At 63.6% G+C, this 23,630-nt stretch carries 26 protein-coding genes and 1 pseudogene; 10 read left to right on the top strand and 17 right to left on the bottom strand.

Features of this window, described 5'->3' with window-relative positions; all coding sequences use genetic code 11:
- Nucleotides 1-161 precede the first annotated feature (161 nt).
- The 3 genes from FJ974_RS10605 to FJ974_RS10595 all read right to left on the bottom strand — a co-directional run bounded on the left by FJ974_RS10605 (nt 162) and on the right by FJ974_RS10595 (nt 2,679).
- A complete protein-coding gene (locus tag FJ974_RS10605; protein WP_140531770.1) occupies nt 162-1,028 on the bottom strand; it encodes an SDR family oxidoreductase in 867 nt (288 codons plus the stop codon).
- A 119-nt stretch (nt 1,029-1,147) separates the two neighbouring features.
- Nucleotides 1,148-1,795, bottom strand: a complete 648-nt coding sequence (locus FJ974_RS10600) for a helix-turn-helix transcriptional regulator (protein ID WP_140531772.1) — start codon at nt 1,793-1,795, stop codon at nt 1,148-1,150.
- Between the two features lie 8 nt (nt 1,796-1,803).
- Nucleotides 1,804-2,679, bottom strand: coding sequence for a S1C family serine protease (locus FJ974_RS10595; protein ID WP_140531774.1), 876 nt, complete (start codon nt 2,677-2,679; stop codon nt 1,804-1,806).
- A gap of 170 nt (nt 2,680-2,849) precedes the next feature.
- Between FJ974_RS10595 and FJ974_RS10590 the strand changes: the two genes are divergently transcribed.
- Complete coding sequence (locus FJ974_RS10590; protein ID WP_140531776.1) at nt 2,850-3,800, top strand: S1C family serine protease; 951 nt, start codon at nt 2,850-2,852, stop codon at nt 3,798-3,800.
- On the opposite strand, the gene FJ974_RS10585 is transcribed toward FJ974_RS10590, so the two are convergent.
- Nucleotides 3,760-4,230 carry a VOC family protein gene (locus FJ974_RS10585; RefSeq protein ID WP_140531778.1) on the bottom strand — a complete coding sequence of 157 codons (471 nt, stop codon included), beginning with the start codon at nt 4,228-4,230 and terminating at the stop codon, nt 3,760-3,762. The two genes, FJ974_RS10590 and FJ974_RS10585, sit on opposite strands and share 41 nt — an antisense overlap.
- Before the next feature lie 65 nt (nt 4,231-4,295).
- On the opposite strand from FJ974_RS10585, the gene FJ974_RS10580 reads away from it, so the two are divergent.
- A complete protein-coding gene (locus FJ974_RS10580) occupies nt 4,296-4,889 on the top strand; it encodes a TetR/AcrR family transcriptional regulator (RefSeq protein WP_140531780.1) in 594 nt (197 codons plus the stop codon).
- Between the two features lie 9 nt (nt 4,890-4,898).
- On the opposite strand, the gene FJ974_RS10575 is transcribed toward FJ974_RS10580, so the two are convergent.
- Nucleotides 4,899-5,846, bottom strand: a complete 948-nt coding sequence (locus tag FJ974_RS10575) for a LysR family transcriptional regulator (protein WP_140531781.1) — start codon at nt 5,844-5,846, stop codon at nt 4,899-4,901.
- A gap of 111 nt (nt 5,847-5,957) precedes the next feature.
- Here FJ974_RS10575 and FJ974_RS10570 point away from each other — a divergent pair, with 111 nt between their 5' ends.
- Nucleotides 5,958-6,602: an FMN-dependent NADH-azoreductase gene (locus tag FJ974_RS10570; protein WP_140531783.1), complete on the top strand. Its 645-nt coding sequence runs from the start codon at nt 5,958-5,960 to the stop codon at nt 6,600-6,602.
- 73 nt (nt 6,603-6,675) lie between these two features.
- Here FJ974_RS10570 and FJ974_RS10565 read toward each other — a convergent pair whose 3' ends face one another.
- Both FJ974_RS10565 and FJ974_RS10560 read right to left on the bottom strand, forming a co-directional pair.
- Nucleotides 6,676-6,966, bottom strand: a complete 291-nt coding sequence (locus FJ974_RS10565; RefSeq protein ID WP_140531785.1) for an HlyU family transcriptional regulator — start codon at nt 6,964-6,966, stop codon at nt 6,676-6,678.
- A 52-nt stretch (nt 6,967-7,018) separates the two neighbouring features.
- A complete protein-coding gene (locus tag FJ974_RS10560) occupies nt 7,019-7,660 on the bottom strand; it encodes a TetR/AcrR family transcriptional regulator (protein ID WP_140531787.1) in 642 nt (213 codons plus the stop codon).
- Between the two features lie 177 nt (nt 7,661-7,837).
- Here FJ974_RS10560 and FJ974_RS10555 point away from each other — a divergent pair, with 177 nt between their 5' ends.
- Both FJ974_RS10555 and FJ974_RS10550 read left to right on the top strand, forming a co-directional pair.
- Complete coding sequence (locus FJ974_RS10555) at nt 7,838-8,515, top strand: PspA/IM30 family protein (protein WP_140531789.1); 678 nt, start codon at nt 7,838-7,840, stop codon at nt 8,513-8,515.
- Nucleotides 8,516-8,566: 51 nt separating this feature from the next.
- Entirely contained in the window at nt 8,567-8,827 is a 261-nt protein-coding gene (locus tag FJ974_RS10550) for a YiaA/YiaB family inner membrane protein (protein ID WP_140531791.1), read from the top strand.
- An 83-nt stretch (nt 8,828-8,910) separates the two neighbouring features.
- Here FJ974_RS10550 and FJ974_RS10545 read toward each other — a convergent pair whose 3' ends face one another.
- The 8 genes and pseudogenes from FJ974_RS10545 to FJ974_RS10515 form a co-directional block, all read right to left on the bottom strand.
- Complete coding sequence (locus FJ974_RS10545) at nt 8,911-9,582, bottom strand: PadR family transcriptional regulator (protein ID WP_140531793.1); 672 nt, start codon at nt 9,580-9,582, stop codon at nt 8,911-8,913.
- A gap of 136 nt (nt 9,583-9,718) precedes the next feature.
- A complete protein-coding gene (locus tag FJ974_RS10540; RefSeq protein ID WP_181177052.1) occupies nt 9,719-10,099 on the bottom strand; it encodes a thiol-disulfide oxidoreductase DCC family protein in 381 nt (126 codons plus the stop codon).
- A 59-nt stretch (nt 10,100-10,158) separates the two neighbouring features.
- A complete protein-coding gene (locus FJ974_RS10535; RefSeq protein ID WP_140531795.1) occupies nt 10,159-10,452 on the bottom strand; it encodes a GYD domain-containing protein in 294 nt (97 codons plus the stop codon).
- 193 nt (nt 10,453-10,645) lie between these two features.
- A pseudogene (locus tag FJ974_RS30390) lies at nt 10,646-10,738 on the bottom strand (RNA polymerase sigma factor RpoD); the annotation flags it as partial.
- The gene (locus tag FJ974_RS10530) at nt 10,708-11,229 is read right to left on the bottom strand and encodes a hypothetical protein (RefSeq protein WP_140531797.1); all 522 of its coding nucleotides are present in this window, start codon (nt 11,227-11,229) and stop codon (nt 10,708-10,710) included. The pseudogene FJ974_RS30390 and the gene FJ974_RS10530, both read right to left, overlap by 31 nt.
- A 122-nt stretch (nt 11,230-11,351) precedes the next feature.
- Nucleotides 11,352-13,382 carry an RNA polymerase sigma factor RpoD gene (rpoD, locus tag FJ974_RS10525; protein ID WP_140531799.1) on the bottom strand — a complete coding sequence of 677 codons (2,031 nt, stop codon included), beginning with the start codon at nt 13,380-13,382 and terminating at the stop codon, nt 11,352-11,354.
- Nucleotides 13,383-13,807: 425 nt separating this feature from the next.
- The gene (gene dnaG / locus FJ974_RS10520) at nt 13,808-15,745 is read right to left on the bottom strand and encodes a DNA primase (protein ID WP_140531801.1); all 1,938 of its coding nucleotides are present in this window, start codon (nt 15,743-15,745) and stop codon (nt 13,808-13,810) included.
- 145 nt (nt 15,746-15,890) lie between these two features.
- The gene (locus tag FJ974_RS10515) at nt 15,891-16,262 is read right to left on the bottom strand and encodes an RcnB family protein (protein ID WP_140531803.1); all 372 of its coding nucleotides are present in this window, start codon (nt 16,260-16,262) and stop codon (nt 15,891-15,893) included.
- A gap of 365 nt (nt 16,263-16,627) precedes the next feature.
- Between FJ974_RS10515 and FJ974_RS10510 the strand changes: the two genes are divergently transcribed.
- The 3 genes from FJ974_RS10510 (at nt 16,628) to FJ974_RS10500 (ending at nt 19,974) form a co-directional block, all read left to right on the top strand.
- The gene (locus FJ974_RS10510) at nt 16,628-18,292 is read left to right on the top strand and encodes a Na/Pi cotransporter family protein (protein WP_140531805.1); all 1,665 of its coding nucleotides are present in this window, start codon (nt 16,628-16,630) and stop codon (nt 18,290-18,292) included.
- A 106-nt stretch (nt 18,293-18,398) separates the two neighbouring features.
- The gene (locus FJ974_RS10505) at nt 18,399-18,614 is read left to right on the top strand and encodes a DUF2061 domain-containing protein (RefSeq protein ID WP_140531807.1); all 216 of its coding nucleotides are present in this window, start codon (nt 18,399-18,401) and stop codon (nt 18,612-18,614) included.
- A gap of 178 nt (nt 18,615-18,792) precedes the next feature.
- Entirely contained in the window at nt 18,793-19,974 is a 1,182-nt protein-coding gene (locus FJ974_RS10500; RefSeq protein ID WP_140531809.1) for an MFS transporter, read from the top strand.
- 12 nt (nt 19,975-19,986) lie between these two features.
- Here the strand turns inward: FJ974_RS10500 and FJ974_RS10495 are convergent, their stop codons facing one another.
- A complete protein-coding gene (locus FJ974_RS10495) occupies nt 19,987-20,544 on the bottom strand; it encodes a GNAT family N-acetyltransferase (RefSeq protein ID WP_140532042.1) in 558 nt (185 codons plus the stop codon).
- 130 nt (nt 20,545-20,674) lie between these two features.
- Here FJ974_RS10495 and FJ974_RS10490 point away from each other — a divergent pair, with 130 nt between their 5' ends.
- Nucleotides 20,675-21,682 (top strand): hypothetical protein, encoded by a 1,008-nt coding sequence (locus FJ974_RS10490; RefSeq protein WP_140531811.1) that lies wholly within the window; start codon nt 20,675-20,677, stop codon nt 21,680-21,682.
- A gap of 15 nt (nt 21,683-21,697) precedes the next feature.
- Here FJ974_RS10490 and FJ974_RS10485 read toward each other — a convergent pair whose 3' ends face one another.
- The gene (locus tag FJ974_RS10485; protein ID WP_140531813.1) at nt 21,698-22,147 is read right to left on the bottom strand and encodes a GatB/YqeY domain-containing protein; all 450 of its coding nucleotides are present in this window, start codon (nt 22,145-22,147) and stop codon (nt 21,698-21,700) included.
- A gap of 275 nt (nt 22,148-22,422) precedes the next feature.
- On the opposite strand from FJ974_RS10485, the gene carA reads away from it, so the two are divergent.
- The gene (carA, locus tag FJ974_RS10480) at nt 22,423-23,625 is read left to right on the top strand and encodes a glutamine-hydrolyzing carbamoyl-phosphate synthase small subunit (RefSeq protein ID WP_140531815.1); all 1,203 of its coding nucleotides are present in this window, start codon (nt 22,423-22,425) and stop codon (nt 23,623-23,625) included.
- The last annotated feature ends 5 nt before the right edge of the window (nt 23,626-23,630 follow it).

Below are 23,630 nucleotides of genomic sequence, written 5' to 3'. Positions count from 1 at the left end.
CCCCGGCGCGCTCATTGAATCGCCGCATTGCGGTCCCCAGATTCCGGACTGGGCGTTCCCTGCCCCGTCCCGACTCCAGCGGGACGCATTGAGCCCCGCCGGGTCCCCTCTCCGGCGGGGTTTTTTTGCCTTCAAACGAAGCGCCGCCGGCGGGATTCCCATCAGTAGATGTTCTTGATCTTTGTTTCCGTCCTGGCAAACACATCGTCAGGCACAAAAAAGTCGCCGGCCAGCGGCCCTGTCGCGCCGGGCGCATAGACGGAAAAGTCGCTGACACCCTCGGCGCGCAGCACTTCCTCGTCGATGTAGAAATTGCCCGTCGCCTGGCGCGACGGACGCATGAAGATCGCGTGCGCGGCATCGGCCATGATGTCGGGCGAGCGGCTCATCGCCGCCACTGTCGCGCCGCCCAGCAGATTGCGCACCGCGGCAGTGTCGATGGTCGAGATCGGCCACAGCGAATTGACCGCGATGCCGTCCCCGGCGAACTCGGCGCTCATGCCCAGCGTGCACATCGACATGCCGAACTTGGCCATGGTGTAGGCGAGATGTTTCATGAACCACTTGGCCTTCATGTCGAGCGGCGGCGCCAGATTCAGAATGTGAGGATTGTTAGCCAACTTCAGGTGCGGAATGCACATTTTGGAAACCAGGAAGGTACCGCGCGTGTTGATCTGGTGCATCAGGTCGTAGCGCTTCATGTCAGTCTCCAGCGTGCCGGTCAGCTGGATGGCGCTGGCATTGTTGACGCAGATGTCGATGCCGCCGAATTTTTCAACGGTTTTTGCCACCGCCTCGGCGATCTGCGCTTCCTCGCGGATATCGCACAGCACAGGCAACGCCCGGCCGCCGGCCTGCTCGATCTCTTCAGCCGCCGTATAGATCGTGCCCGGCAGCTTCGGATGCGGCTCGGCGGTCTTGGCCGCGATCGTCACATTGGCGCCGTCGCGCGCCGCCCGCAGGGCGATCGCCAGCCCGATGCCGCGCGATCCGCCGGAGATGAACAGCGTCTTTCCCTTCAGCGACATGTCTCGCCTCCCTCTGCAATGTGAGAGGCAACTTGCGCGGCGGACAGGCATGGCGCAAGGGCCGAGGCGTCAGACAGTGATTACGCAGCGTAGTGCCGGGGCAAGCCCGGCGATAAAGGTCAGACCAGCACCAGGCCCTGCCGCATCGCAATGGCAATGGCGTCTGTCCTGTTCGACGCGCCGAGCTTGATCAGGATCGCGGCGACATGGAACTTCGCCGTGTGCACGGAAATGTTGAGCCGCCGCGCAATCACTTTGTTGGGCGCGCCCTCGGCCAGCAGCGCCAGCACTTCAGCCTCGCGCGGCGACAACGCCGGACGCACCGCGGCATCGTCGTGTGCCTCGTCCTCGGCCGGCCCGCCATGGAAGTCATCAGACGGAGCTGTCGCCGACAGCCCTGTCCTGGTCATGCGATAACCGGATGCCGCCAACCGCGCGGCAGCGGCGATCAGCAGGCCATCGGCCGAGGCCGGCAGGACGGCAAGCACGTTGCCGACCAACCGGTCATGGCCAACGCGCCGGGACAACAGCACGCGTGGCGTGGCCGAGCCAACGGCCCGGCTCTCCAGCGCCGCCTCATCGACCACGGCCACATCCGGCGCCTGACCATTGCTGGTTCCAGCGATCACCGGCAGCAGATCGTCGCTCGCCGCAAGCGCGTCGGCCAGCTGCTCGGCGCGCACAGCATTGCCGAGCGCGATCAGCACCGTCAGCGGGTGGGTTGCAGCCTCGTTTTTGGCGATCGTCAGGGTTGCGCTGTCCGCCATCGGGTTTCTCAGCTCAGCGGCTTCTCGCCGATGGTGATCGAGACCTCGCGCTCAGCGCCGCCGCTCAAGATGCCGAGCGTCACTGCCGTGCCGGCGCTGTCAGGCCCGAGCTTGCGGATCAGCTCGCGCGGGCCGCGCACCGCTTCGCCGTTCCAGGCAATTATGATGTCGCCGACATGCAGGCCGGCGGCCTTGGCCGGGCCGTTGTCGTCGAGGCTCATCACCATCGCGCCGTGGGTGTCGCCGTTGCGGATCGGATGCAGCCCGGCCCCGAGATAGCCGCGCGCGACATGGCCTTTCTCGCGCAGCGTCGCCACCGCGCGCTCGATCGTCTCGTAGGGCATGACGAGAGCCCGCCGGCGGGGCCCGAACAAAAGCATTCCGATCAGGCCGCCCTTGGCGTCGAGCACCGGGCCGCCTTCGAAACGGCCGCCGGTGTTGATGGCGAGATTGATGCGCCGGTCTATTGTGCCGCCGCGCATCGAGCGCCAGGCGGGGCCGACCTCGCCGGCCGTGCCGAACACGGCAAGCGCTGCACCTTCGCTGTTGCCGACAGCGATCGCCAGATGGCCGGGTCGCACGGCGCCGGCCTGGGCAAGCTGCGGCAAGTCAGAGGCGGCGGAGGCTGGCTTCAAAAGCGCAACCCCCGTTGAAGGATCGCGGCCGACAAGCTCCGCCTTGACGGTTTCGCCCGAGGCAAGCGCCAATTCGATTTCCTCACCCGCTTCGACCGCCTCCTCGGCGGTGACAAAGAAGCCGTCGCGCCAGTGAAAGGCGCTTGCGGTGCGGTGGTGATGCGTGGCGAAGCTCGCCAGCGCCGGAGCGGCGGTGGCCGCGACATCGGCAATCGCGTCTGAAAATGCGCTGAGATTGAAGTTGCTCATGTCAATGGTCTCCTGGGTTTCGGTGACCCAGATATCGCGCCAAGGCACGCCCGCCGATACTCGCCTGACGGCTAGTCGGCTGCCCGACTGGCCATATGGTCAGGTCGCGGCAGCCGTGGCCGCTCCGCACATATAGTCATCATTCTGCAAGATCACACCGGAGCCCGCCAATGGCCTTCGCCGCCGAGAAACTGCAATCCGATGACGCCCTGCTCGACGCCTATTCGGCGACGGTGGCCGATGCTGTCGACCGCATCGGTCCGGCCGTCTGCCGCATCGAGCGCATCGGCGGTGCCGGCGGCCACGGCTCCGGCTTCGTCATCGCGCAGGACGGGCTGGTCGTCACCAACTTCCACGTCGTGGGCGATGCGCGCGCCGTGCGCGTCACCATGCCCGACGGCGCATCTCGCGAAGGCCGTGTGCTTGGCCGCGACCCCGATACCGACATCGCGCTGGTGCGCGCCGACGGCAGCTTTGCCGATGTGGCGCCGCTTGGCGATTCCAAGCGCCTGCGGCGCGGCCAGATCGCGATTGCGATCGGCAATCCGCTCGGCTTCGAATGGACCGTCACCGCCGGCGTTGTTTCCGCGCTCGGCCGCTCGATGCGCGCCTCGACCGGCCGGCTGATCGACGACGTCATCCAGACCGACGCGGCGCTCAACCCCGGCAATTCCGGCGGCCCGCTGGTGTCGTCGGCGGGCGAGGTGATCGGCGTCAACACCGCGATGATCCATGGCGCGCAAGGCATCGCCTTCGCGGTTGCCTCCAACACCGCCAACTTCGTTATTTCCGAGATCATCCGCTTCGGCCGGGTGCGCCGCGCCTTCATCGGCATCTCGGCCGACACGACAAATCTGCCGCGCCGCGCGGCGCTCCTGTCGCAGGTCACGACCAGCACGGCGGTGCGCCTGCGCAGCGTCGAGAGGGACAGTCCCGCGGCAAAGGCAGGCCTGAAGGAAGGCGATATCATCGCCGCCATCGACGGCCGGCCAGTCACCGGCGTCGACGATCTCGTGCGCTTGCTCGATGCCGACCGCATCGGCCGCGAGACGCTGTGCACCGTCGTTCGCCGCTCCGGCATCAGCCAGGTTGTGGTGACGCCTGTGGCGCGGGCGAGCTGAGTCCCTCAGTTCGTCTCCCGCCCTCGGCAAACTGCGCCTGAAATTCCGGGCTGAGCGGGATCGGCTTGATGACGTCGATCAGCACGCCGTTGGGATCGCGCGTGATGAAATGGCGCTGGCCGAACGGCTCGTCGCACAGCGCCCGCAGGATCGGAAGGCCGGCGGCGGTGATGCGCTGGTAGATCGCGTCGGGATCGCGCACCTCGAAATTGATCAGCAGGCCGGACGTTCGGCCCCGCCCCTGCTCGGGAATTGTTTCATGATCGCCATCGACGATGCCGAGATTGACGCGCCGGTCCTCTGCCGACTGCAGATGCACATACCAGTCGCTTTCGAATAGCGGCTTGAAGCGGAAATGCTCGACATAAAACGCCGCCGTGCCTGCAATGTCGTCCGTCATCAGCACCGGGTAGTAGCTCGTCGTCTTCATCTTTCCTTCTCCTGTCACACAACATACAGTCTGCATGTAAATGCACTAACATACAGGCTGCATGTATGCAACCGGAACCAAAACGCCGTTCCAATCGCGACCGCACCGAAGCAACGCGCGCCGACCTCATCCGGGCGGCGCGAAAACTGTTCACGGAAAAAACCTATGCCGAGACCGGCACGCCGGAGATCGCCGTCGCCGCGGGCGTGACGCGCGGCGCGCTTTACCATCACTTCGCCGACAAGCGTGCACTATTTGCAGCCGTGGTAGAACAGGAGGCGGCCTCGGTCGCAGCCGAGGTCGATCGCGCCTCGCCGCCTTCGCTTTCTGCCCGCGACGCGCTGGTTGCAGGCTCCGACGCCTATCTTTCAGCCATGCGCGTGCCAGGCCGCACCCGGCTTCTGCTGATCGACGGGCCGGCCGTGCTTGGCCGCGCCGGCATGGACGAGATCGACAGCCGCCATGCCAACCGCTCGCTGCGCGAAGGCCTTGTGGCGGCCATGCGCGCGCAATCGATGATAAGACTTCCGGTCGAAGCGTTAACCGCGCTGCTGGCCGCCGCCTTCGACCGCGCCGCCCTTGCCATCGAGGCCGGCGCGCCCGGCGAAGACTATCGCACCGTTCTGATGGCACTGATTGACGGCCTGTCTCTCGCCTGAGAGCCTGTCTCAGGCAGGCGCATTGGGGCTTTCCGGACCCTGCTCCTTGTTCGGCTCGAATTCATTGAAGCAGCCTAGTTCACGCTTGAACTGTTCGATCAGCCAGCTCGCCACCGGCTTCGGGCTGCGGTCGGTGCGGCGCATGGCATAGAGCGGCGCGCGTTCCTCCCTGTAGGGTTCGAGATCGAGTTCCACGAGCCGGCCGCTCGCCAGGTCGTCGGCGATCAGCCACCGCGGCAAGCCGCCCCAACCCAGCCCTTCGCGCATCAATATGTGCTTGGTGCGCATGTCGGTCAGCCGCCAGGTGCGATAGGCAAAGACGCCGTAGTCGCGCCCGCGCGTCCGTTCTGACTGATCGGTGACAACCAGCTGGGTGTGTTCGCGCACGTCCTCGATCGCCACCGGTCTAGGCAGCAGCGCCAGCGGGTGATCTGCCGCGGCGGCCGGCACCATCGACATGAAGCCGATGCGCACGAGATGCACGTCGACTTCACCGAGCAGCCCGCCAATGCCGAGATCCGCCTGTCCGTTGACGACGAGATCCGGGATCAGGCCGAGCGACCCGATATGCAGCCGCAGCATCACCGTCGGGAACTGCGCCTCGAACGCCTTCAGCACCCTGACCAGCACCGATGAAGGCAGCGCAGGGTCAACCGCCAACGCGACCTCGGCCTCCAGCCCCTGGCTGTGGCTGTCGACACGCGACCGAAGCCGCTGCAGCACGCCAAGCATGCGCCGCGCATCCTCCAGCGTCGCCCGGCCGATCTCGGTCAGCCGCGGCTCGCGTGTGCCGTCGCGCTCGAACAGCTTCAGGCCGAGCTGCGCCTCCAGATTGGCGATGGTGTAGCTGATGACGGATTGGGCGCGGTTGAGTTTGCGACCAGCGGCCGAGAAACTGCCGGTTTCGGCCACGGTGACAAAGACCTGAAGCTGGTCGAGCTTCGGATTGGGTTGCATAGCCATATCCAATTCATGGATGGATTGTATATAGAATATCACAGTTTTTCAAATAGGTGCGGCGCTCCATATATCGATGGACAAAATCATTCCAACCGCTGGAGAGCCCAAATGTCCATTCTTCTCGTCACTTCAAGCCCGCGTGGCGCGGCTTCGCATTCGACCCGCATCGCCAACGACCTCGCGGAAAAGCTGCTTGCCGCCGACCCGTCGGCCAAGCTTGTGGTCCGCGACCTCGTCGCCAATCCGCTGCCGCATATCGATCCCGATTATGCGACCGGCATCTACACGCCCGCCGAAGCGCGCAGCCCGCGCCAGGCCGAGGTCGTCGGCGTGTCGGACGCAGCACTTGACGAACTGTTCGCGGCCGACACCGTCATTCTCGCGACCGGCTTCATCAACTTCAACATCTCCTCGACGCTGAAGTCCTGGGTCGATCACATTGCCCGTTCCGGCAAGACCTTTGCCTATGGCGAGAACGGCCCCAAGGGTCTCGTCACCGGCAAGAAGGTCTATATCGTGCTCGCTTCCGGCGGCATCTATTCCGAAGGCGCCGCCATGCAGATGGACCATGCCATCCCTTACCTGCGCAGCGTGCTCGGCTTCCTCGGCATGACAGATGTCGAGGTCATCCGCATCGAAGGCGTCGGCATGGGCGCTGATGCGGTCACCGCCGCGCTCGCCAAGGCGACCGCCAAGATCGGCGCGATCGCCGCCGCGGCCGGCAAAGCCGATGGTATCGCCATTGCGGCGTAAGGCGGACGTCCTGGAACTGAAAAAGGCAGGCGCCAATCGGGCGCCTGTCATTTGTATTGCGAAAAGCCGCCGTTCAGCCGAACATCTTCTTGCCTTGCTCGTCGACCAGTTGGATGCCCTTCTTGATCGAGATGTCGACGGCATCGTCGAGACCCGCGAAACGGTCGGCGCGGATGAAGCGGTGCTCCTTCATCACGCCGTCCACTTCCTTCGAGACGACGCCGCAGATCTGATACTGGCCCTCGGCCTGGTAGGGCGTGGCGCTGATCAGGAAGCCCTTGTGCTCGACCTGCTTTGCCGGCTTGGCAGTGCCGGCCTCCGTCGTTTCGCCACCGCCGCCAAAAAGCTTCTTCAGAAAAGACATTTCTCAAAACTCCCATTCACGCGGATACCTGAGGACTCAAGGCATCCCTTGTTCATGCAGGCTTTGTCTCAGCATGCGCGAATGCACCGCCGTGTTCCAGTCCCTTGACGAAAACGCCGACCAGCAGCTCGACCTGATGCCAGATCTCCTCGGCCTGGCGGCTGTCCGAATTCGCCACATAGCCGCTGGTCACGATGCCATGCACGCTTGACCACAAAGTTCGGGCCGCAAGCGCGCGGCGCTTGTCGTCGAGGTCGAAGTCGCCGGCCTTGAGCACGCCGGCGATGATGCCGAATAACTCGTCGAGCAACGCGTCATAGGCATCCGGGCCTGGCCGCGTCGCACGGCGGCGGTTGAAGGCAAGTACGGCCGGCCAGCTGCCGGGATGCGCCTCGACGAACTGCACATAGGCTGCGGCCATCGCCAGGATGCGATGCTGGACATCGGTCACCCCTTGCCTTTCGAGATCGGCCATGGCCGCCACGCCCGCCGCGCCCAGCCGGTCGAGAAGCCGCATGTTGACGGCGCGATGCACCTCGTCGAGATCGGCAAATAGATTGTAGACCGAGCCGACCGAGATTCCGGCCTGCTCGGCAATCGTGCGCGCCTTCAGATTGTCGACGCCGCCCTCGTTGATCAGCGTCTCGGCGATGGCGAGCACCTTCTCGCTCATCTCTTCCTTGTTCAGCGCCATTTTCTCGTCCCATGCTTGGAGAGCCGGCAAAGCATGTCTTTCGGTTCTCCATGGTCTAGCGTTTACCATTATTTCATTCAAGTGAACAGCGTTCAAAATCTTGCTTGAACAATGTTCATTTCTTGCTATGTTGAGTTTGTGAACATCGTTCACGCAGCAACCGAAGGGAGAAGAACCATGCTTAGCCTGATCAGAACCTTGCTGGACGGTGCCAGCGCGCGGGCCGAGGACGGGCTGAAGGACCGCTTTGCCATCGACCTTCTGGCACAGCGCATCCGCGACGCCGAGGCCGGACTTGCCGCCGCCAAGCAGACGCTCGCCTCGCTGATTGTGCGTCAGCGCGCCGAGCAGGCGGGCCTCGACCAGCTCGACCGCCGCATCGCCGACCTTGAAACGCGCACGCGGAGCGCGCTCGCCGTCAACAACGAAACGCTGGCAGAAGGCGGCGCCACCGCCATTGCCGAACTCGAGAATGAACGCGAAGTCCGCCGGGCCACGGTGCAAAGCCTTGGCGAAAAGACATTGCGGATGCGCGTTTCCGTCGAGCGTGCGCACCGCCGCATCGTCGATCTCAACCAAGGCATGATCTCGGCCCGGGCGATCGATGCCGAACGCAAGGCGCAGTCGCGCCTCAACCGGTCGATCGGCCGCACCGCAAGCCTCAACGAGGCGGAGGAGCTGCTCGCCCGCATCAAGGAAGGCAGCGATCCGTTCGAGGAGGCCGGCATCCTGGACGAGATCGACGGCGAGTTGCGCCACGAAGCGATCCGCGACCGCCTTGCCGAGGCCGGGCACGGTCCCGCGACCAGGGTCCGCGCCAAGGATGTTTTAGACCGTCTGAAATCCCAGAACTGAAACCCGCATTCTCCCGAAAACAGAATCTGACCAAACCAACGGAGCAATACGATGAACGCCAATCAGACCTACATCATGTTCAACACCATCTCGGTCGGTGCCGCCTATTTCATGCTCGGCCTGTCGCTATGGCTGGCCCCGGTCGACCTCTCGACCAAGGGCTACTGGGCCATGGGCATCCTGCTGCTCACCGGCAGCCTGGTGAACCTGGTCAAGTACCGTACCGACGAGCGGCTTGCCGCGGAAACCACGGCCAAGATCGAAAGGGCCCGCAACGAGAAGCTGATCAGCGAATATGTCGGCAAGGAATGATGCCTCGCCTGCCGCATGAAATCGGCGACCAAATAAAAAGCCCGGATCTCTCCGGGCTTTTTCCGTTCAGCGGGCGTTGGTCTTTAGCGGCGCGACAGCGCCTCCAGCGCATCGGCGGCGGCTTCAAGGATGCTGATCGCTTCGGCTTGCTTGTCCTGCGGCGCATCGACGAAGTCGCCGAGGGCGGCGCGCAGCCGGTGGCGCAGGGCGCGGAACTGGTCACGCGCTTCCAAGCGATCCCCACGGCCGCCCCGACCGCCGCGCCGGTCCTCGCCGTCGTCATTCCAGCCGAACCATTCGCGCGCCTTGGCCATCTTGCGGCCGAAGCTCTCGAGATGGTCGAGCACGCTGTCGATCATCTCGCGGTTCTCGTCGAGATGCGCCCTGCCGGCGTCGGTGATCGAGAAAACCTTCTTGTTGCCTTCGCTCTGCGACACGGCGTAGCCGGCCTCTTCCAGGAAGGTCAGCGTCGGATAGACCACACCCGGGCTCGGGCTGTAGATGCCGCTGGAGCGTTCCTCCAGCGCCTTGATGATGTCGTAGCCGTGGCGCGGCGCCTCGGCCAACAGCGATAGCGTGATCAGCTTGAGATCGCCGTCGGCCAGCATGCGGCCGGCGCGGAACATGTCGCCCGCCCCGCCGCGTCCGCCGCCCCTGCCGCCATGGCCGAACGGGCCAAAGCCGCCGCCGCGGCCGCCGAATTTGCCGGCCATGTGCATGAACATGCGCTCGCCAAAATGATTGTGCCTGTGCATGATTGCTCCTCAGTTATACCTTACGATATATCTTAATTAGGTCGTGGCGTTGAAGGAGTCAAGATATATCTTACGATGTATCGAAGTGCGTACCAAGGGATGATTTATGCATGTGCAGGCGAAGGGCCTCGTCGGGCTACCAGCGGCCGCTTCGGCGATTCCAGGCATAGAGCAGGTCGGCGAAGCGGTCGTAGCAGAAGCGGGTCAACGGCAGCATGACGGCGTTGCCGAACAGCCTGGCCAGCCAGCCTTCGTCCGGCGTGAGCCGCCAGACCGCGATCGCCACATCGGCGCCGACCAACAGCCGTCCTTCGGCATCGGTCGCATGCAGGCGCCGGCGGATATCCTCCAGCGAGGCGCCGAAAGCCGAAAGCGCCTCAGGTTCGAAATTAATGTCGCGGAATTCGATGCGGCCAGCCTTGACCGCCTCCATGAGCCGCCGCTTCTGCCGGTTGATGCCGGCGTCGCACACCGGACGGCGTGTGTTGTACCAGACGGTCAGCAACGGCTCGGGCATGGCGCGACTATCAGGAATGCGGCGCGGCTTCGCAATAGCCACGCCGTCCCTTCAGCCGGTTATCCGAGCGAGCTAATGATCTCACGATAGGCGAATTCCGGGAACGCCTTCATCGTTCGCGTCCTGACATTGCCGCCCGACGACAGCATCAGCGCGAAACGGGCAAGCACTGCATCGTCGGGCGCCTCGACCACCGCGACCATATCGCATTCGCCCATGGTCAGATAGAACGCCTTGAACGATCCACCCATGTCTCCCAGCAGCTTCTTGGCGGCATCGAGCCGCTTAGGCGACTCGCGCACGTTCTTGGCGCCCAGCTCAGTCCAGTTGATAAGCACGATGTAAGTTGTCATGGCACACCTCCCTCCGGGGCCACGGAGCACGGCGGCTTCGCCGGGGCGGGCATCCGGGTTATCGCCCAGAAAAATGCATCCGACGCCGGATTATCCTCCTGTCGGGCAAACCCGGCAAGGTGGCATGAGAGATAGCCGAAAACTCAAAAGGGTGCCTCGGCGCTCTTTTGATCTTCGTATGATTGCGTTCCGCTCAGCTGTCGAGGAAGCTTCTGAGCTTGCGCAACCTGCTCGGATGCTTGAGCCTGCGCAGCGTCAGCGAAGCCAATCCTCGCCGGGTAATACTTGCCCGCTAGGAGCAACATTAATTCTCGCCGCAAAAAGCCCGTTTACCGTGCCGCGTCCGGTCAACAAAACCCTCATGCCTGGATAAAGCGTCTTACGAACAGCTTCCGGGACGTCGCATAGAGTGCCAGTCATTATCGGCATGTCCGCGAGATCGACCCTATACGGACAGCGCATTGATGAACCCGTGATATCGCCTATGGAAAATTCGAGCTGCGTGTCTCTACCCGCCACTGCCGCTAGCCACAGCGGGTATGCGGTGAGAACAATTGCCCGAGCAAAAACCCCGAAAACGAGAGGCACGACAAGAATACCGAAGCCGGAAACAAGGAAGGTCTTGGTGGATAAGTTCGGGCTCTGGAAATCCTTCGCAAACTTCCGGCAGCAAAAGAACAACATTAGGCAGCCAACCGGTATTGCTACCGATTTCGCGATCATATCGTGGCTGCTGACATAAGCCTGCGAAGGCAAAAAAGGATGGCCGAAAATCATGGCTCCAAGCAGGATCCATAGGTGGATTGCAAAGCCAAGCAGGCAGAAGAGGAAGACCCTTGGGAGGAGACGGCGCGACGGCCGTCTGACTACTACCGCCTCTCCCATGGGGGTGCCTAGCCTCAGCTGTCGAGGAAGCTTCTCAGCTTGCGGCTGCGGCTCGGATGCTTGAGCTTGCGCAGCGCCTTGGCCTCAATCTGGCGGATGCGCTCGCGGGTGACCGAGAATTGCTGGCCGACCTCTTCCAACGTGTGGTCGGTGTTCATGCCGATGCCGAAGCGCATGCGCAGGACGCGCTCCTCGCGCGGCGTCAGCGAAGCCAGCACGCGCGTGGTGGTCTCGCGCAGATTGGCCTGGATCGCAGCATCGATCGGCAGGATCGCCATCTTGTCCTCGATGAAGTCGCCCAGATGCGAATCCTCCTCGTCGCCGACCGGCGTTTCGAGTGAGATCGGCTCCTTGGCGATCTTCAGCACCTTGCGCACTTTTTCGAGCGGCATTGCGAGCTTTTCGGCCAGTTCCTCCGGCGTCGGCTCGCGGCCGATCTCGTGCAGCATCTGGCGCGAGGTGCGCACGATCTTGTTGATCGTCTCGATCATGTGCACCGGAATGCGGATGGTGCGCGCCTGGTCGGCGATCGAACGGGTGATCGCCTGCCGGATCCACCACGTCGCGTAGGTCGAGAACTTGTAGCCGCGGCGGTATTCGAATTTGTCCACCGCCTTCATCAAGCCGATATTGCCTTCCTGGATCAGGTCGAGGAACTGCAGGCCGCGGTTGGTGTATTTCTTGGCGATGGAGATGACGAGACGAAGATTGGCCTCGACCATTTCCTTCTTGGCGATCGCGGCCTCGCGCTCGCCCTTTTGCACCTGGTTGACGATCTTACGGAATTCCTGGATCGAGATCGCCGTCTCGGTGGCGAGGTTCTGGATCTCGGTGCGCAGCTCCTTGATCGCATCCTTCTCGTTCTTGGTGAATTCCTTCCAGCCGCGCGACGTCAGGTTGGCGATCGAGCGCGTCCAGTTCGGGTCGAGTTCCGAGCCCTGATATTCCCTGAGGAATTCCTCGCGGCGCACGCCATAGCTCTCGGCGAGCCTGAGCAGCCTGCCCTCGTTCTGCACCAGGCGCTTGTTGATGTCGTAAAGCTGCTCGACCAGCGCCTCGATGCGCGCCGTGTTGAGCGACAGCGACTTCACCGCCTTGATCAGCTGATCCTTCAGCTCCTTCAGCCGGCGATCCTGGCTGGGCGACAGCGTGCCGGCCGCTGCCAGCCGGTTCTCGACCTGCTGGTCCTGCAGCTTGCGCAGCTTCTTGTAGGTGTCGGCGATGACGTCGAGCGTCTCCATCACCTGCGGACGCAGTTCGGCTTCCATCGCCGCCAGCGACAGGCTTGCCTCGTCCTCGTCGTCCTCGTCTTCCTCGAGGCCGCGGGTGTCGCCGCCGACATTGGTGATGTCGTCTTCTTCTTCGCGCCCAGCGCCGCGGCCGCGCGGCTTCTCGTCGACCTTCGGCGCTTCCTCGATGCGTTCGACCACCGGCGCCTGCTTGGCCTCGGGGCCGGCATAGGTCGCCTCGAGATCGATGATCTCGCGCAGCAGGATCTTCGATTCGTTGAGCTCGTCGCGCCAGATGATGATGGCCTGGAAGGTCAGCGGGCTTTCGCACAGGCCGGCGATCATCGTCTCGCGGCCGGCCTCGATGCGCTTGGCAATCGCAATTTCGCCCTCGCGCGACAGAAGCTCCACCGAGCCCATCTCGCGCAGATACATGCGCACCGGGTCGTCGGTGCGGTCGGTCGGCTCTTTCTTGGTCGTCGTCGTGGCAACGGCGGTGCCGGTCTGCTCGGCGAGCTCGTTGGCGTCTTCCTCGGCGTCGGCCGCGGTGTCGGTGGCCTCGGCCTCCTCGCCCTGCTCGTCGTCCTCGACGACGTTGATGCCCATGTCCGAAAGCATGGCCATGGTGTCCTCGATCTGCTCGGAGGTCACTTCCTCCGAAGGCAGCACCGAGTTCAGTTCGTCCATGGTTACATAGCCGCGCTTCTTGGCGGCCTTGATCATCTTCTTGACAGCATCGTCGGAAAGGTCGAGCAGAGGGCCATCGGTGGCGCCTTCACGTTCGGTTTCGACCTCTTCCTTTTCCTTTGTCGCCATTCTTTGTCGTCTCCAAGCGGCCCAATATCGAAGCCGCGTAAACTGTCGGACCGGTCATACCGGCCGCGTTCGCACCAGAACGCATTTTCACCGGACCAGTAACCGCATCATCTCTTTGTTTGATGCATGTCGTTGCCCCAAAACCGGTTTCCGTTTTTGGGCGACATGCATTAAGTCCAGATTAACCCTGGTATCTGTGGCAGGCCTTGTGCCTGTCCAGTCACCATTACCTCACATCGCCCAAATTTCGCGCCGACGCCGGGGCACGGTTAACGTTTCGAATCGTTCTGATTCCGCCAATCTGCCAGAAGGTCAAGCGCCTCTGGCATGATTCGCATGAAAAAAGCGAATCAATTACCCGACTTAGGGGCGTCGATTCGACGCGCTGCCCGTTTCCACTTCATTTTTAAGGGCAGACCCATGACCTAAACGCGGCCGGCCCTGCCAGATGAAACGCCGAATCCTTCGATCAGCGCTTCCGTTGCCTGTACATCGTTGAATTGCGCTTGAATCTCGACCAGATGCCGGAAGTTTTCGTCCGAAGGGTCTGCATCGAGCGCCGCCTGCGCCTGTTTCAGCTCTCTATGTAAGGTGCGCGCGCTGCGCTGCAAGTGCAGCGCTTGGTTGAACGCGTCGCGGGCATCGTCGAGTGCGGCTGTTTCCAATGCCGGCCACTGCCGCGCGCGCTTGATCAGCGCCACGGCACGCTCCCAGATGGGACCGCATCCGGCACGCTCGATCGTCGCGATGACCGCATCACGGTCATCGGCCATGTTGTGCGCCATCGCGTCGAGAATGGCGGCATGCAGCCGCCGCAGGTCCGAATTGGCGAGATCGAGGAATTCGACATGGGCGAAATTCTCGTCGATCAGCGCCGGGTGGTTGACCAGCGCCACGATGATGGTCGCCTCGCGCACCGACATGCCCTCGCCGGCCCGCTTGATCAGCGCCGAGCGGCCGAGGCTTTCGGTGATCGCCGCGCGCCCGCCGGCGGCGGCACCTCGCGCGAAGGCTCCGCCGGGCGCCGATGCCTTGCCACGGTCACGATCGCCTGGTCGGCCTTGCCTCTGCGCGCGTTGCGAGCCGAAGAAGGTCAGCACCCGCTCACGCATCTCTTGGCTGTAGTGGTAGCGCAGGCTTTCGTCGCGGATGCGGCCGGTCAATTCGCGCAGCGTCTTTTCCAGCTCCGCCCGCCGCTCCGGCGTATCGAAGACGCCGCCGGCGGTCTCACGCATCCACAACAGGTCGGCGAGCGGCCTGGCCTCCGCCAGCACCGCGCGAAAAGCATCCGGACCATCGGCCTTGACCAGGTCGTCCGGATCCTTGCCCTCGGGCAGCAGCGCAAAACGCGCCGAGCGACCGGGCTGGACCGAAGGCAGCGCCAGGTCGGCGGCGCGCCAGGCTGCTTTCAGCCCGGCCTGGTCGCCGTCGAAGCAAAGCACCGGCTCGCCGGCCATGCGCCACAGCAGCTCCAGCTGGTTTTCGGTGAGCGCGGTGCCGAGCGGCGCCACGGCATTCTCGAAGCCGGCCTGCGCCAGCGCGATCACATCCATATAGCCTTCGACGGCAATGACTGTGCCGCCCTTCGCGATCGCCTTGCGGGCACGGGCGAAATTATAGAGCACGTTGCCCTTGTGGAAGAGTTCCGTGTCCGGCGAGTTCATGTATTTGGCAAGCGCATCGGGCGCCAGCGCCCGCCCGCCGAAGGCGATGATCCGCCCACGCGAATCCGGGATCGGGAACATGATGCGGTCGCGGAACCAGTCGTAGGAGACCGGAATGTCGTCGCCATGCCGCACCAGCCCGCAGGCCTCGATATCGGCCTTCGGCACGCCCTTGGCGGCAAGATATTCCTTCAGCGCGTTGCGGCTATCCGGCGCAAAGCCCAGCCGGAACGACTGTTGTGTCGCCGGCGTCAGCCCGCGGTCGCGCAGATAGGCGCGGGCTTTTGCACCTTCCGGCCCCTGCAGCCGCTCCTGAAAGAAGGCGGTCGCCATCTCCATGACGTCAGTCAGGCTGGCGCGTTCCTTCTCGCGCCGTTCCTCCTCGGCGTCGCGCACCGGCATCGGCACGCCGGCCATGTCGGCGATCTTTTCGACCGCCTCTGGAAAGCTCATGCCGTCGAGCTCGGTGAGGAACTTGAAATGGTCGCCCGAGACCGAGCAGCCGAAACAATGGTAGCGGCCCTTCTTGTCCTCGCAGTGGAAGGACGGGCTCTTCTCGCCATGGAACGGGCAGCACGCCCAATAGTCGCCGCGCGGCGCGTTGGTCTTCTTCCTGTCCCAGGTGACGCGCTGGCCGATGACCTGCGAAATCGGCACGCGGTCGCGGATCTCATCGAGGAAGGCAGGCGGAAAGCGCATGGGGAAACTCTTTTCCCGTCCATATAATCACGCTTGCCGGACTGCACGATCCCAAATGCGGCCGATACCCGGTTTCCACAGGGCAAAGGGAAGGCGGCCGCGGCCGGCCGCCTTCCTTCGAAATCCGGCGCAGTGCCGGCCAGACTTAGTGCGCCGCGATGGCGCCGAAGATGATGCCCGAGACAATGCTGACCAGCACATAGTCGTTGCCGACGCGGATCCACTCCTGGCCGGGGCCCGGGCGGCGCAGGCCGTAGCGGTGCCAGTCGCGGATCGCCTGGTGACGCCGCCAGTCGGAATAGCGCTGGCCGTTGCGCCAGTTGTTCCGCTTCAAGACGACCTTCTTCTTGATGATGACACGCTTCTTCACGTCGCGATTTGTGCCGGGCTTCTGCCAGTCGACCTTCGTGTAATTCGACTGCGGCGCGCTCGGCTGATTGAGCGGCGCGGCCTGGCCCGAAACGACCGAGGCAGCCAGCATCGAGGCGGCGACGGCTGAAAGTATGAGACGCTTCATGGTTGGTGCTCCCTGGTTGTCGATAGATAAGGAGATAACCAGCAACCGATGAACTGAGACCGAACAGGTGCATTTACTTTTCTGTAATGATTTCCGATGGTTATATAAGCAGCTTCAACAATCTGCCGAAACCATGCAGATCGTCGGCTCGCCGCTCGCGCGGTATCCGTCCGCGCAATGTCACCGGCGCATGCAACCAATGCGCCCCCAATCCATTTCCGACACACGCCGTCGCGTGGCGACAGGCGGTCGAGTCGGGCAAAATTTATTATCCGGCTAAAGTAATTTGGAGTAATCTCAATACCTGAAATGCTCGCGATTCGCGCCCTTTTCCGCTTCCTGGCCGCCTGGTTGCGAGGCTCGGCATGAGCGGATCCGTCGTCCTTCTGCATCTCGCCGGCGCGGTGGCCCTGATGCTGTTTGCCACCCGCATGGTCAAAACGGGCGTCGAGCGCGCCTATGGCGATGTGCTGCGCCACAGGCTGCGCGACACCATGCGCAATCCGCTTATGGCGGTCCTGGCCGGCTGCGGTCTCGCGATCGCGCTGCAGAGTTCGACCGCCGTCACGCTCCTGGTCGGCTCCTTCGCCGGCGCCGGCATCGTATCGGGCGCCGCCGGACAGCTTGCCGTGCGCGGCGCCGAGATCGGCTCGGCGTTGGTCGTCAAGCTGCTCACGTTCGATCTTTCCCTGCTGGTGCCGCTTTGTCTGGTCGCCGGGACCGTGATGTTCATGGCCACCGAGCGGCGCGATTGGCGCCAGTTCGGCCGCATTCTGGTCGGCATCGGCCTGCTGCTGCTTTCGCTGCAAATGATCGGCCAGGCGTCCGAACCGCTACGCCAGAGCACGCTGATGCCGATGATCGTCAGCTATTTCTCCGGCGATCCGGTCAGCGCCTATCTGCTTGCGGCGCTCGTCACCTGGCTGTTCCACTCCTCGATCGCCGCCGTGCTGTTGCTGGTGACGCTGGCCGGCCGTGGCTTCATTCCGCCCGAACTCGGCATCGTGCTGGTGCTCGGCGTCAATCTCGGCTCCTCGATCATCGCGCCTCTCCTCACCCGCAATGCCGATCCAGCCGTTCGCGTCGTGCCGATCGGCAATCTCCTGATGCGCGGCATGGGCTCGCTCGTCATGCTCGCCCTGTTCATGACGATCAAGCCGCCGGTCGCCTTTCTGGGCGCGACCGGGCCGGACCAGATCGTCAACGCCCACATCCTCTTCAACGTGATCATCCTGCTTACCGGTCTGCCGCTTGCCGGCCTCGTCTACCGTGTCTCGGCGAAGATCGTATCACTGGGCACAAGGCCGGCGGTGGCCGCAACGCTCGACGTCATCGAACTGTCTGCGCTGAACGAAAGCGCGCTCGATACGCCAAGCCAGGCGCTCGCCAATGCTACGCGCGAGGTGGTGCGGGTCTGCGAGACGGTCGAGATCATGCTGAAGCGCATCATCGAACTCTATGAGAGCGCCGATACTGACAAGATCAAGGCGCTTGCCGCCTTGGACGACCGGGTCGACAGCAAACACGCGGCGATCAAGCTCTACCTTGCCAAGGTCACGCTGAACCCGCTCGGCGAGTATGAGGCGCTGCGCTGCCAGGAACTGATCGGCGCCTGCGTCAAGCTGGAGCAGGTCGGCGACATCATCGTGCGCAACATGCTGGTGCATGTGAGGAAGAAGCTGGAGCGCGGCCTGGAATTCACGCCTGAAGGCTGGCGTGAGCTCTGCGCCTTCCATGCTTCGGTGCTCGCCAACGCGCGACTGGCTTTCAACGTGCTGGTCTCGCGCGATCCCGAAACCGCCCGACAGCTGGTGCTGGAAAAGGATTTGCTGCGCGAGCGCGAGAAGGAGACCAGCGCCAGCCATTTCGTGCGGCTGCGTGACGGCGCCGCCCGCAGCGTCGAGACCAGTTCCATCCATCTGGATACCATTCGCGACCTCAAGCAGATCAACTCGCTGCTTGCCTCGATTGCTTATCCCGTGCTCGAGGAGCGCGGACTGCTCGGCGGCTCACGGCTGAAGGCAAGTTAGTATTGTCGCGATCGACATCCCTGACGACACGAAAATTTAGGCTTTGCTCATCCTCGCCTCTGTCGGCTAAGGATCGCCCGATATCCATTGGGAGGACGATCGGTCGATGGACACGCATTCGCGCAGCTTCGCCAAGGCGCTTTCCTGGCGCGCCACCGGGACGATCGACACCATGATCATCTCGCTGGTGGTGACCGGCAGCATCAAGCTCGCCGCCACTATCGGCCTCACCGAAGTCGTGACCAAGTCGCTGCTCTATTATCTCCACGAGCGGGCGTGGCTGAAAATCCCCTATGGGCGCAAAACGGAGCGCAATCCCTGAGACGAACCTAAAGCATGTCTCCCGAAGTGTGCCGCGGTTTCGGGACAAAGACATGCTTAAAGGTCTAAAGCAGCCGCGCCCGGTCAAGAAAAGCTAAAGTTGCGTCGATAATTTCTGCATTGCCGGCGGCGGTCATCCATGGTTTGACGTGCTGCATTCATTTTCAAGTCTTTGCGCCATGCTGCCGCTGATTGCCCTGTTCATCGCCGCCTTCGCCTTCGGCACCACCGAATTCGTCATTGCCGGCGTGTTGCCGGAGGTGGCGCAAGGCCTCGGCGTTTCGATCCCGACCGCCGGTTATCTGGTGTCCGGCTATGCTTGCGGCATTGCGATTGGTGGCCCGCTGCTTGCCCTCGCCACCAGCAAGGTACCGCGAAAGATGCTGCTGCTAGGGCTGGTGATCGCCTTCGCTATCGGTCAGGTGGCCTGCGCGCTCGCGCCAGACTTCACCTCGATGCTTGTCCTGCGCATCGCCATTGCCGTGGCGCATGGCGCCTATTTCGGCGTCGCCATGGTTGTCGCGGTCGGCCTGGTGCGCGAGGACCAGCGCGGCGTCGCGGTTGCCGTCATCCTGTCGGGGCTGACCGTCTCCAATGTCATCGGCGTGCCCGCCGGCACCGCCATCGGCAGCCTGTGGGGCTGGCGCGCGACCTTCTGGGTCATGGGCGCGCTTGGCATTGTCGCGATCATCGCCATGCTTGCGCTGCTGCCGCGCACGGCCGGCTGCGCAACCCGGCCGGCCGGGTTGGCACGCGAGGTGCGCGTGCTTGGCCGCCAGCAGGTCTGGACCTCGCTCATTCTGATGCTGATGCTGATGATCGGCCAGTTCGGCCTCTTCACCTACATCACGCCGACACTGCTCGAGGTCACCGGCCTCGACCCGAGTCTTATTCCCTGGGTGCTGCTGCTCAACGGTGTCGGCGCCACGATCGGCGTCTTTCTCGGCGGCAGGCTCGCCGACTGGAAGCTGATGCCTTCGCTGATCACCATGCTGTTCCTGCAGGCGCTGATGCTTGCCGTCATCTACGCCGTCAGCCCCTATCCTGTGCCGATGGTCATCGCGATCGTCATCTGGGGCGGGCTCAACTTCGCCATCGGCGCACCGATCCAGACCCGTATCCTCGCCTGGACCGCCGATGCCGCGAACCTCGCCTCTTCCTTGATCCCGTCTGGCTTCAATGTCGGCATCGCGCTCGCCGCCTCGCTGGGCGCGGCGATGCTGAATGCCGGCTACGGCTACCGCAGCCTGCCGCTCGCCGGCACCCTGGCCATGCTGGTGGCGGTGGTGGTGGCGCTTGCCTCGCAAGCCTGGGAATGGCGCAGCCAAGCGACGCCGCCGCTGCCTGCCGCGGCCGAGTAGAGCATAAGGCCGCTAAAGATCGATCCGGAACCGCAGACTCTCGGCGCCGCCATAGGCGGCGTCCTCGAAGAAGCGCTCCACCAGCCTGCCGCCATTGGCTGTTATCACTTTGTGCGATGCCGGATTGCCGGGCTTTGCGGTGATCTCGACATAGTCGAGGCCCACCACCCTTGCCTCGTCCAGCATCAGGCGCAGCGCCTCGGTCGCATAGCCGCGGCCACGCTTCCACGGCACCACAGCGTAGCCGATATGGCCAAGCACATGTGAAGGCAGCGCGGACGTGCCCGGCTGCCAGCGAAAGCCGATCGAGCCGGCGGCCTCGCCATCCCAGATCCAGCGCCGGTACCCGGGTATGCGCGGCACCTGCTTGCCATCCGGCAGCGTTATCGGCGGCCCCTTCGCCTCGCGGTCGTCGAGGCTGGCCAGGAACGCCACCGGATCATCCGCGATCGCCGCGAGCTGCTCGCGCGTCGCTTCGAGCAGCCGCACATTGTCCGGCGACCAGCCGCGTTCCAGCGCGGCCTTGTAGGACGGCAGATGCTCGAGTGCAGGTTTGACGATTTCAACCATCATGTAATCCCCGGCTTTCCAGCGGCTGCTAAACTAGAAGTGTTTCGCCGATCGGCACCAAGCCTTTTATAGTTGCGCCCGGTGATTCACCGCCAGGGATTGCAAAGACTTCGACAGGAGAATGGATCCGGTGCGATCGAGATTTGTCCCGCTGGGTATTGTCAGCATTTTCAGCCTGCTCATCGTCGCCATCGCCTTGACGGTGTCGGCCAGATCGTTTGCCGCGCTGCGGCCGCCGGCCATTCCGGCCTGGCTGGAGGCCCATGTCGGCGACGGCGACGGTCAGATCTCGCAACTGGTCCTGGAGCGGGCGCGCGCGCTCTACCTGAAAAAGGTAAGCGAAGGCGCGGTCAAGAATCCCTGCTATTTCGCCATGGATGCGACGCGCCCCGGCGATCTGGGCAACGGTGTGTTGGGGCGGCGCTATTACATCATCTGCGAAGCCGAGCAGTCGTTTCGCGCGGTCTCGTCGGGCCATGGCGGCGGCCGCAACCTGAAGGGCGTCGCGGATTTCTCCAACAGCAGGCGCTGCGCGAAAAATTTTGGCAATGCGATGGATTCGGAACTGACGGCCGGCGGCGCCTACATGACCGCCGAGGCGAAGACGTCGTTCAAGGGCTATTATCGCGTCGCGGCCAAACAGGATGCGGTTTTCATGCGCACCTTCATCCAGTTCGACGGCGAAGGCGAGACCGCAAACGCCAGGCAGCGTGTGATCGGCGGGCATCCGGCCGCATTGTTGAGGGGAATGTGCCTTCGCAAAAGCCCGACCAGCTCTTACGCCGACCATGACGGCTACGTGCCGTTCGGCAAGCTGGTGAACTATGCCGGCGGCCGCAGCAATGGCTGCACCAGTTGGTCGCCGGCGGACGCGCAGCTGATCATCCCGATGGTGAAGAACAATCCGACGACGCTCTACATCTATCCTGAATCGCGAGATATCGCCGCCGTCGCGCATAGTGTCGCTGCCCGCCAGGCGTTGTCTGGCGCCGGCCTCTACTGGAACGCATCCTGCCTGAAGGAAATCGGCGCGCCGAAATTCTGGCCGAAAAAGACCCTTGAACCGATTATCGCTCAATACAAGAAGGACCACCCGGCACCGCCGCCGCAGCCGGTGCCGATCTGCAAGGAGCCGTGAGGCTCCGCGTGACCATTACTGCAGCAGTCCCTTGACGATGGCGCTGGCCTTGGCGAAGTCCATCTGGCCGGCATATTTCTGCTTCAGCGCGCCGATCACCTTGCCCATGTCCTTCTGGCTGGCCGCTCCGGTCGCAGCGATCGCTTCCTGCGCCGCCGCCGTCACCGCGGCATCGTCGAGCTGCGTCGGCAGGAAGCCGCGGATGATCTCCATCTCGCCGCGCTCCTGCGCCGCCAGTTCCGGCCGCTTGCCGTCTTCGAAGGCCTTGGCCGATTCCTCGCGCTGCTTCACCATCTTGGCCAGGATCTGCAGTATCTCCTCCTCGCTCGCCGCCGGCTTGCCGGCGCCGCGATTGGCGATGTCGCGATCGTGGATGGCGGCCTGGATCAGCCTGAGAGTCGGCAGGCGGTGCTTGTCCTGCGCCTTCATCGCGCTCTTCAGGGATTCGGCGATTTTTTCGCGCATTGTTCTGTCTCCTTCGATCGGCGCGGACCATAGCCTTGGCGCAGGTTCAAGGCAAATTCTGATGGCGGCGGGCAAACCACTGATATTGTTCGGCGAAATAAAATCAACGCGGCCCGGCGGTCGCGTCATTGACCGTTCCGGCGCCTTCCCCTATGTACTCGGCCTTGCATGAGACGATGAGTTGGCGCGCCGAGGCTCGAGAAATCGCTGCTGCGCGCCGTTTGCTGCGCAAACGGTCCCGAGCCGATGCGGCGCAGCCTGACAGGAGCGCCGCCATGGCCACCACCGCCCCCTGGGTCACCGAAAAGCCGACCGCCCTTCTGGTGCTCGCCGACGGTATGGTGATCGAAGGGCGTGGCCTGGGCGCAACCGGATCGGCCGTCGCCGAAGTGTGTTTCAACACCGCGCTTACAGGTTACGAGGAGATCCTCACCGATCCCTCCTATGCCGGCCAGATCGTCACCTTCACCTTCCCGCATATCGGAAATATCGGCACCAACGACGAGGACATCGAGGATTTGCACCCGCTTGCCCGCGCGGGCGCCGTCGGCGCCGTCTTCAAGGCCGATGTAACCAACCCGTCGAACTACCGCGCCGCCGGACATCTCGACCAGTGGCTGAAGAAGCGCGGTATCGTGGCGCTCTCGGGTATCGATACCCGCGCCTTGACCGCGCTGATCCGTGAAAAGGGCATGCCGAATGCCGTCATCGCCCATGCGCCCGACGGCGTCTTCGACATCGACGATCTGAAGCGGCGCGCCGCGGCCTGGTCGGGCCTGATCGGGCTAGACCTTGCCAAGGAAGTCACCTCCGGCCAGTCCTCGGTCTGGCGCGAGACGCCCTGGATCTGGAACGAAGGTTTTGGTGAGCAGGACGAGCCGACGATGCACGTCGTGGCCATCGACTATGGCGTCAAGCGCAACATCCTGCGCCTGCTCGCCGGTCTCGGCGTCAAGGTCACCGTCGTGCCGGCCAAGACCGGAGCGGAAGAGATCCTGGCCATGCAGCCGGACGGGATTTTTCTCTCCAACGGGCCCGGCGATCCGGAAGCGACCGGCGAATATGCCGTTCCGGTCATCCAGGACCTGCTCAAGACCGAGCTTCCGGTGTTCGGCATCTGCCTCGGCCACCAGATGCTGGCGCTGGCGCTCGGCGGCAGGACCGAGAAGATGCACCAGGGCCATCACGGCGCCAATCATCCGGTCAAGGATCACACCACCGGCAAGGTGGAGATCGTCTCGATGAACCATGGCTTCGCCGTCGACGCCGACTCGCTGCCCGATGGCATCGAGGAAACCCATGTCTCGCTCTTCGACGGTTCCAATTGCGGCATCGCGCTGACCGGCCGGCCGGTGTTCTCGGTCCAGCATCACCCCGAGGCCTCGCCCGGCCCGCAGGATTCGCACTACCTCTTCCGCCGCTTCGTCAATCTCATCCGCGAGCGGCGCAGCGAGCCAGCGCTGGCCGAGCGGGGGTGACTTGA

The sequence above is a fragment of the Mesorhizobium sp. B1-1-8 genome, assembly GCF_006442795.2.
Lineage (GTDB): Bacteria > Pseudomonadota > Alphaproteobacteria > Rhizobiales > Rhizobiaceae > Mesorhizobium.
Note: the sequence above shows the minus strand (reverse complement) of the source record. Positions and strands in the feature narration are given on the sequence as shown.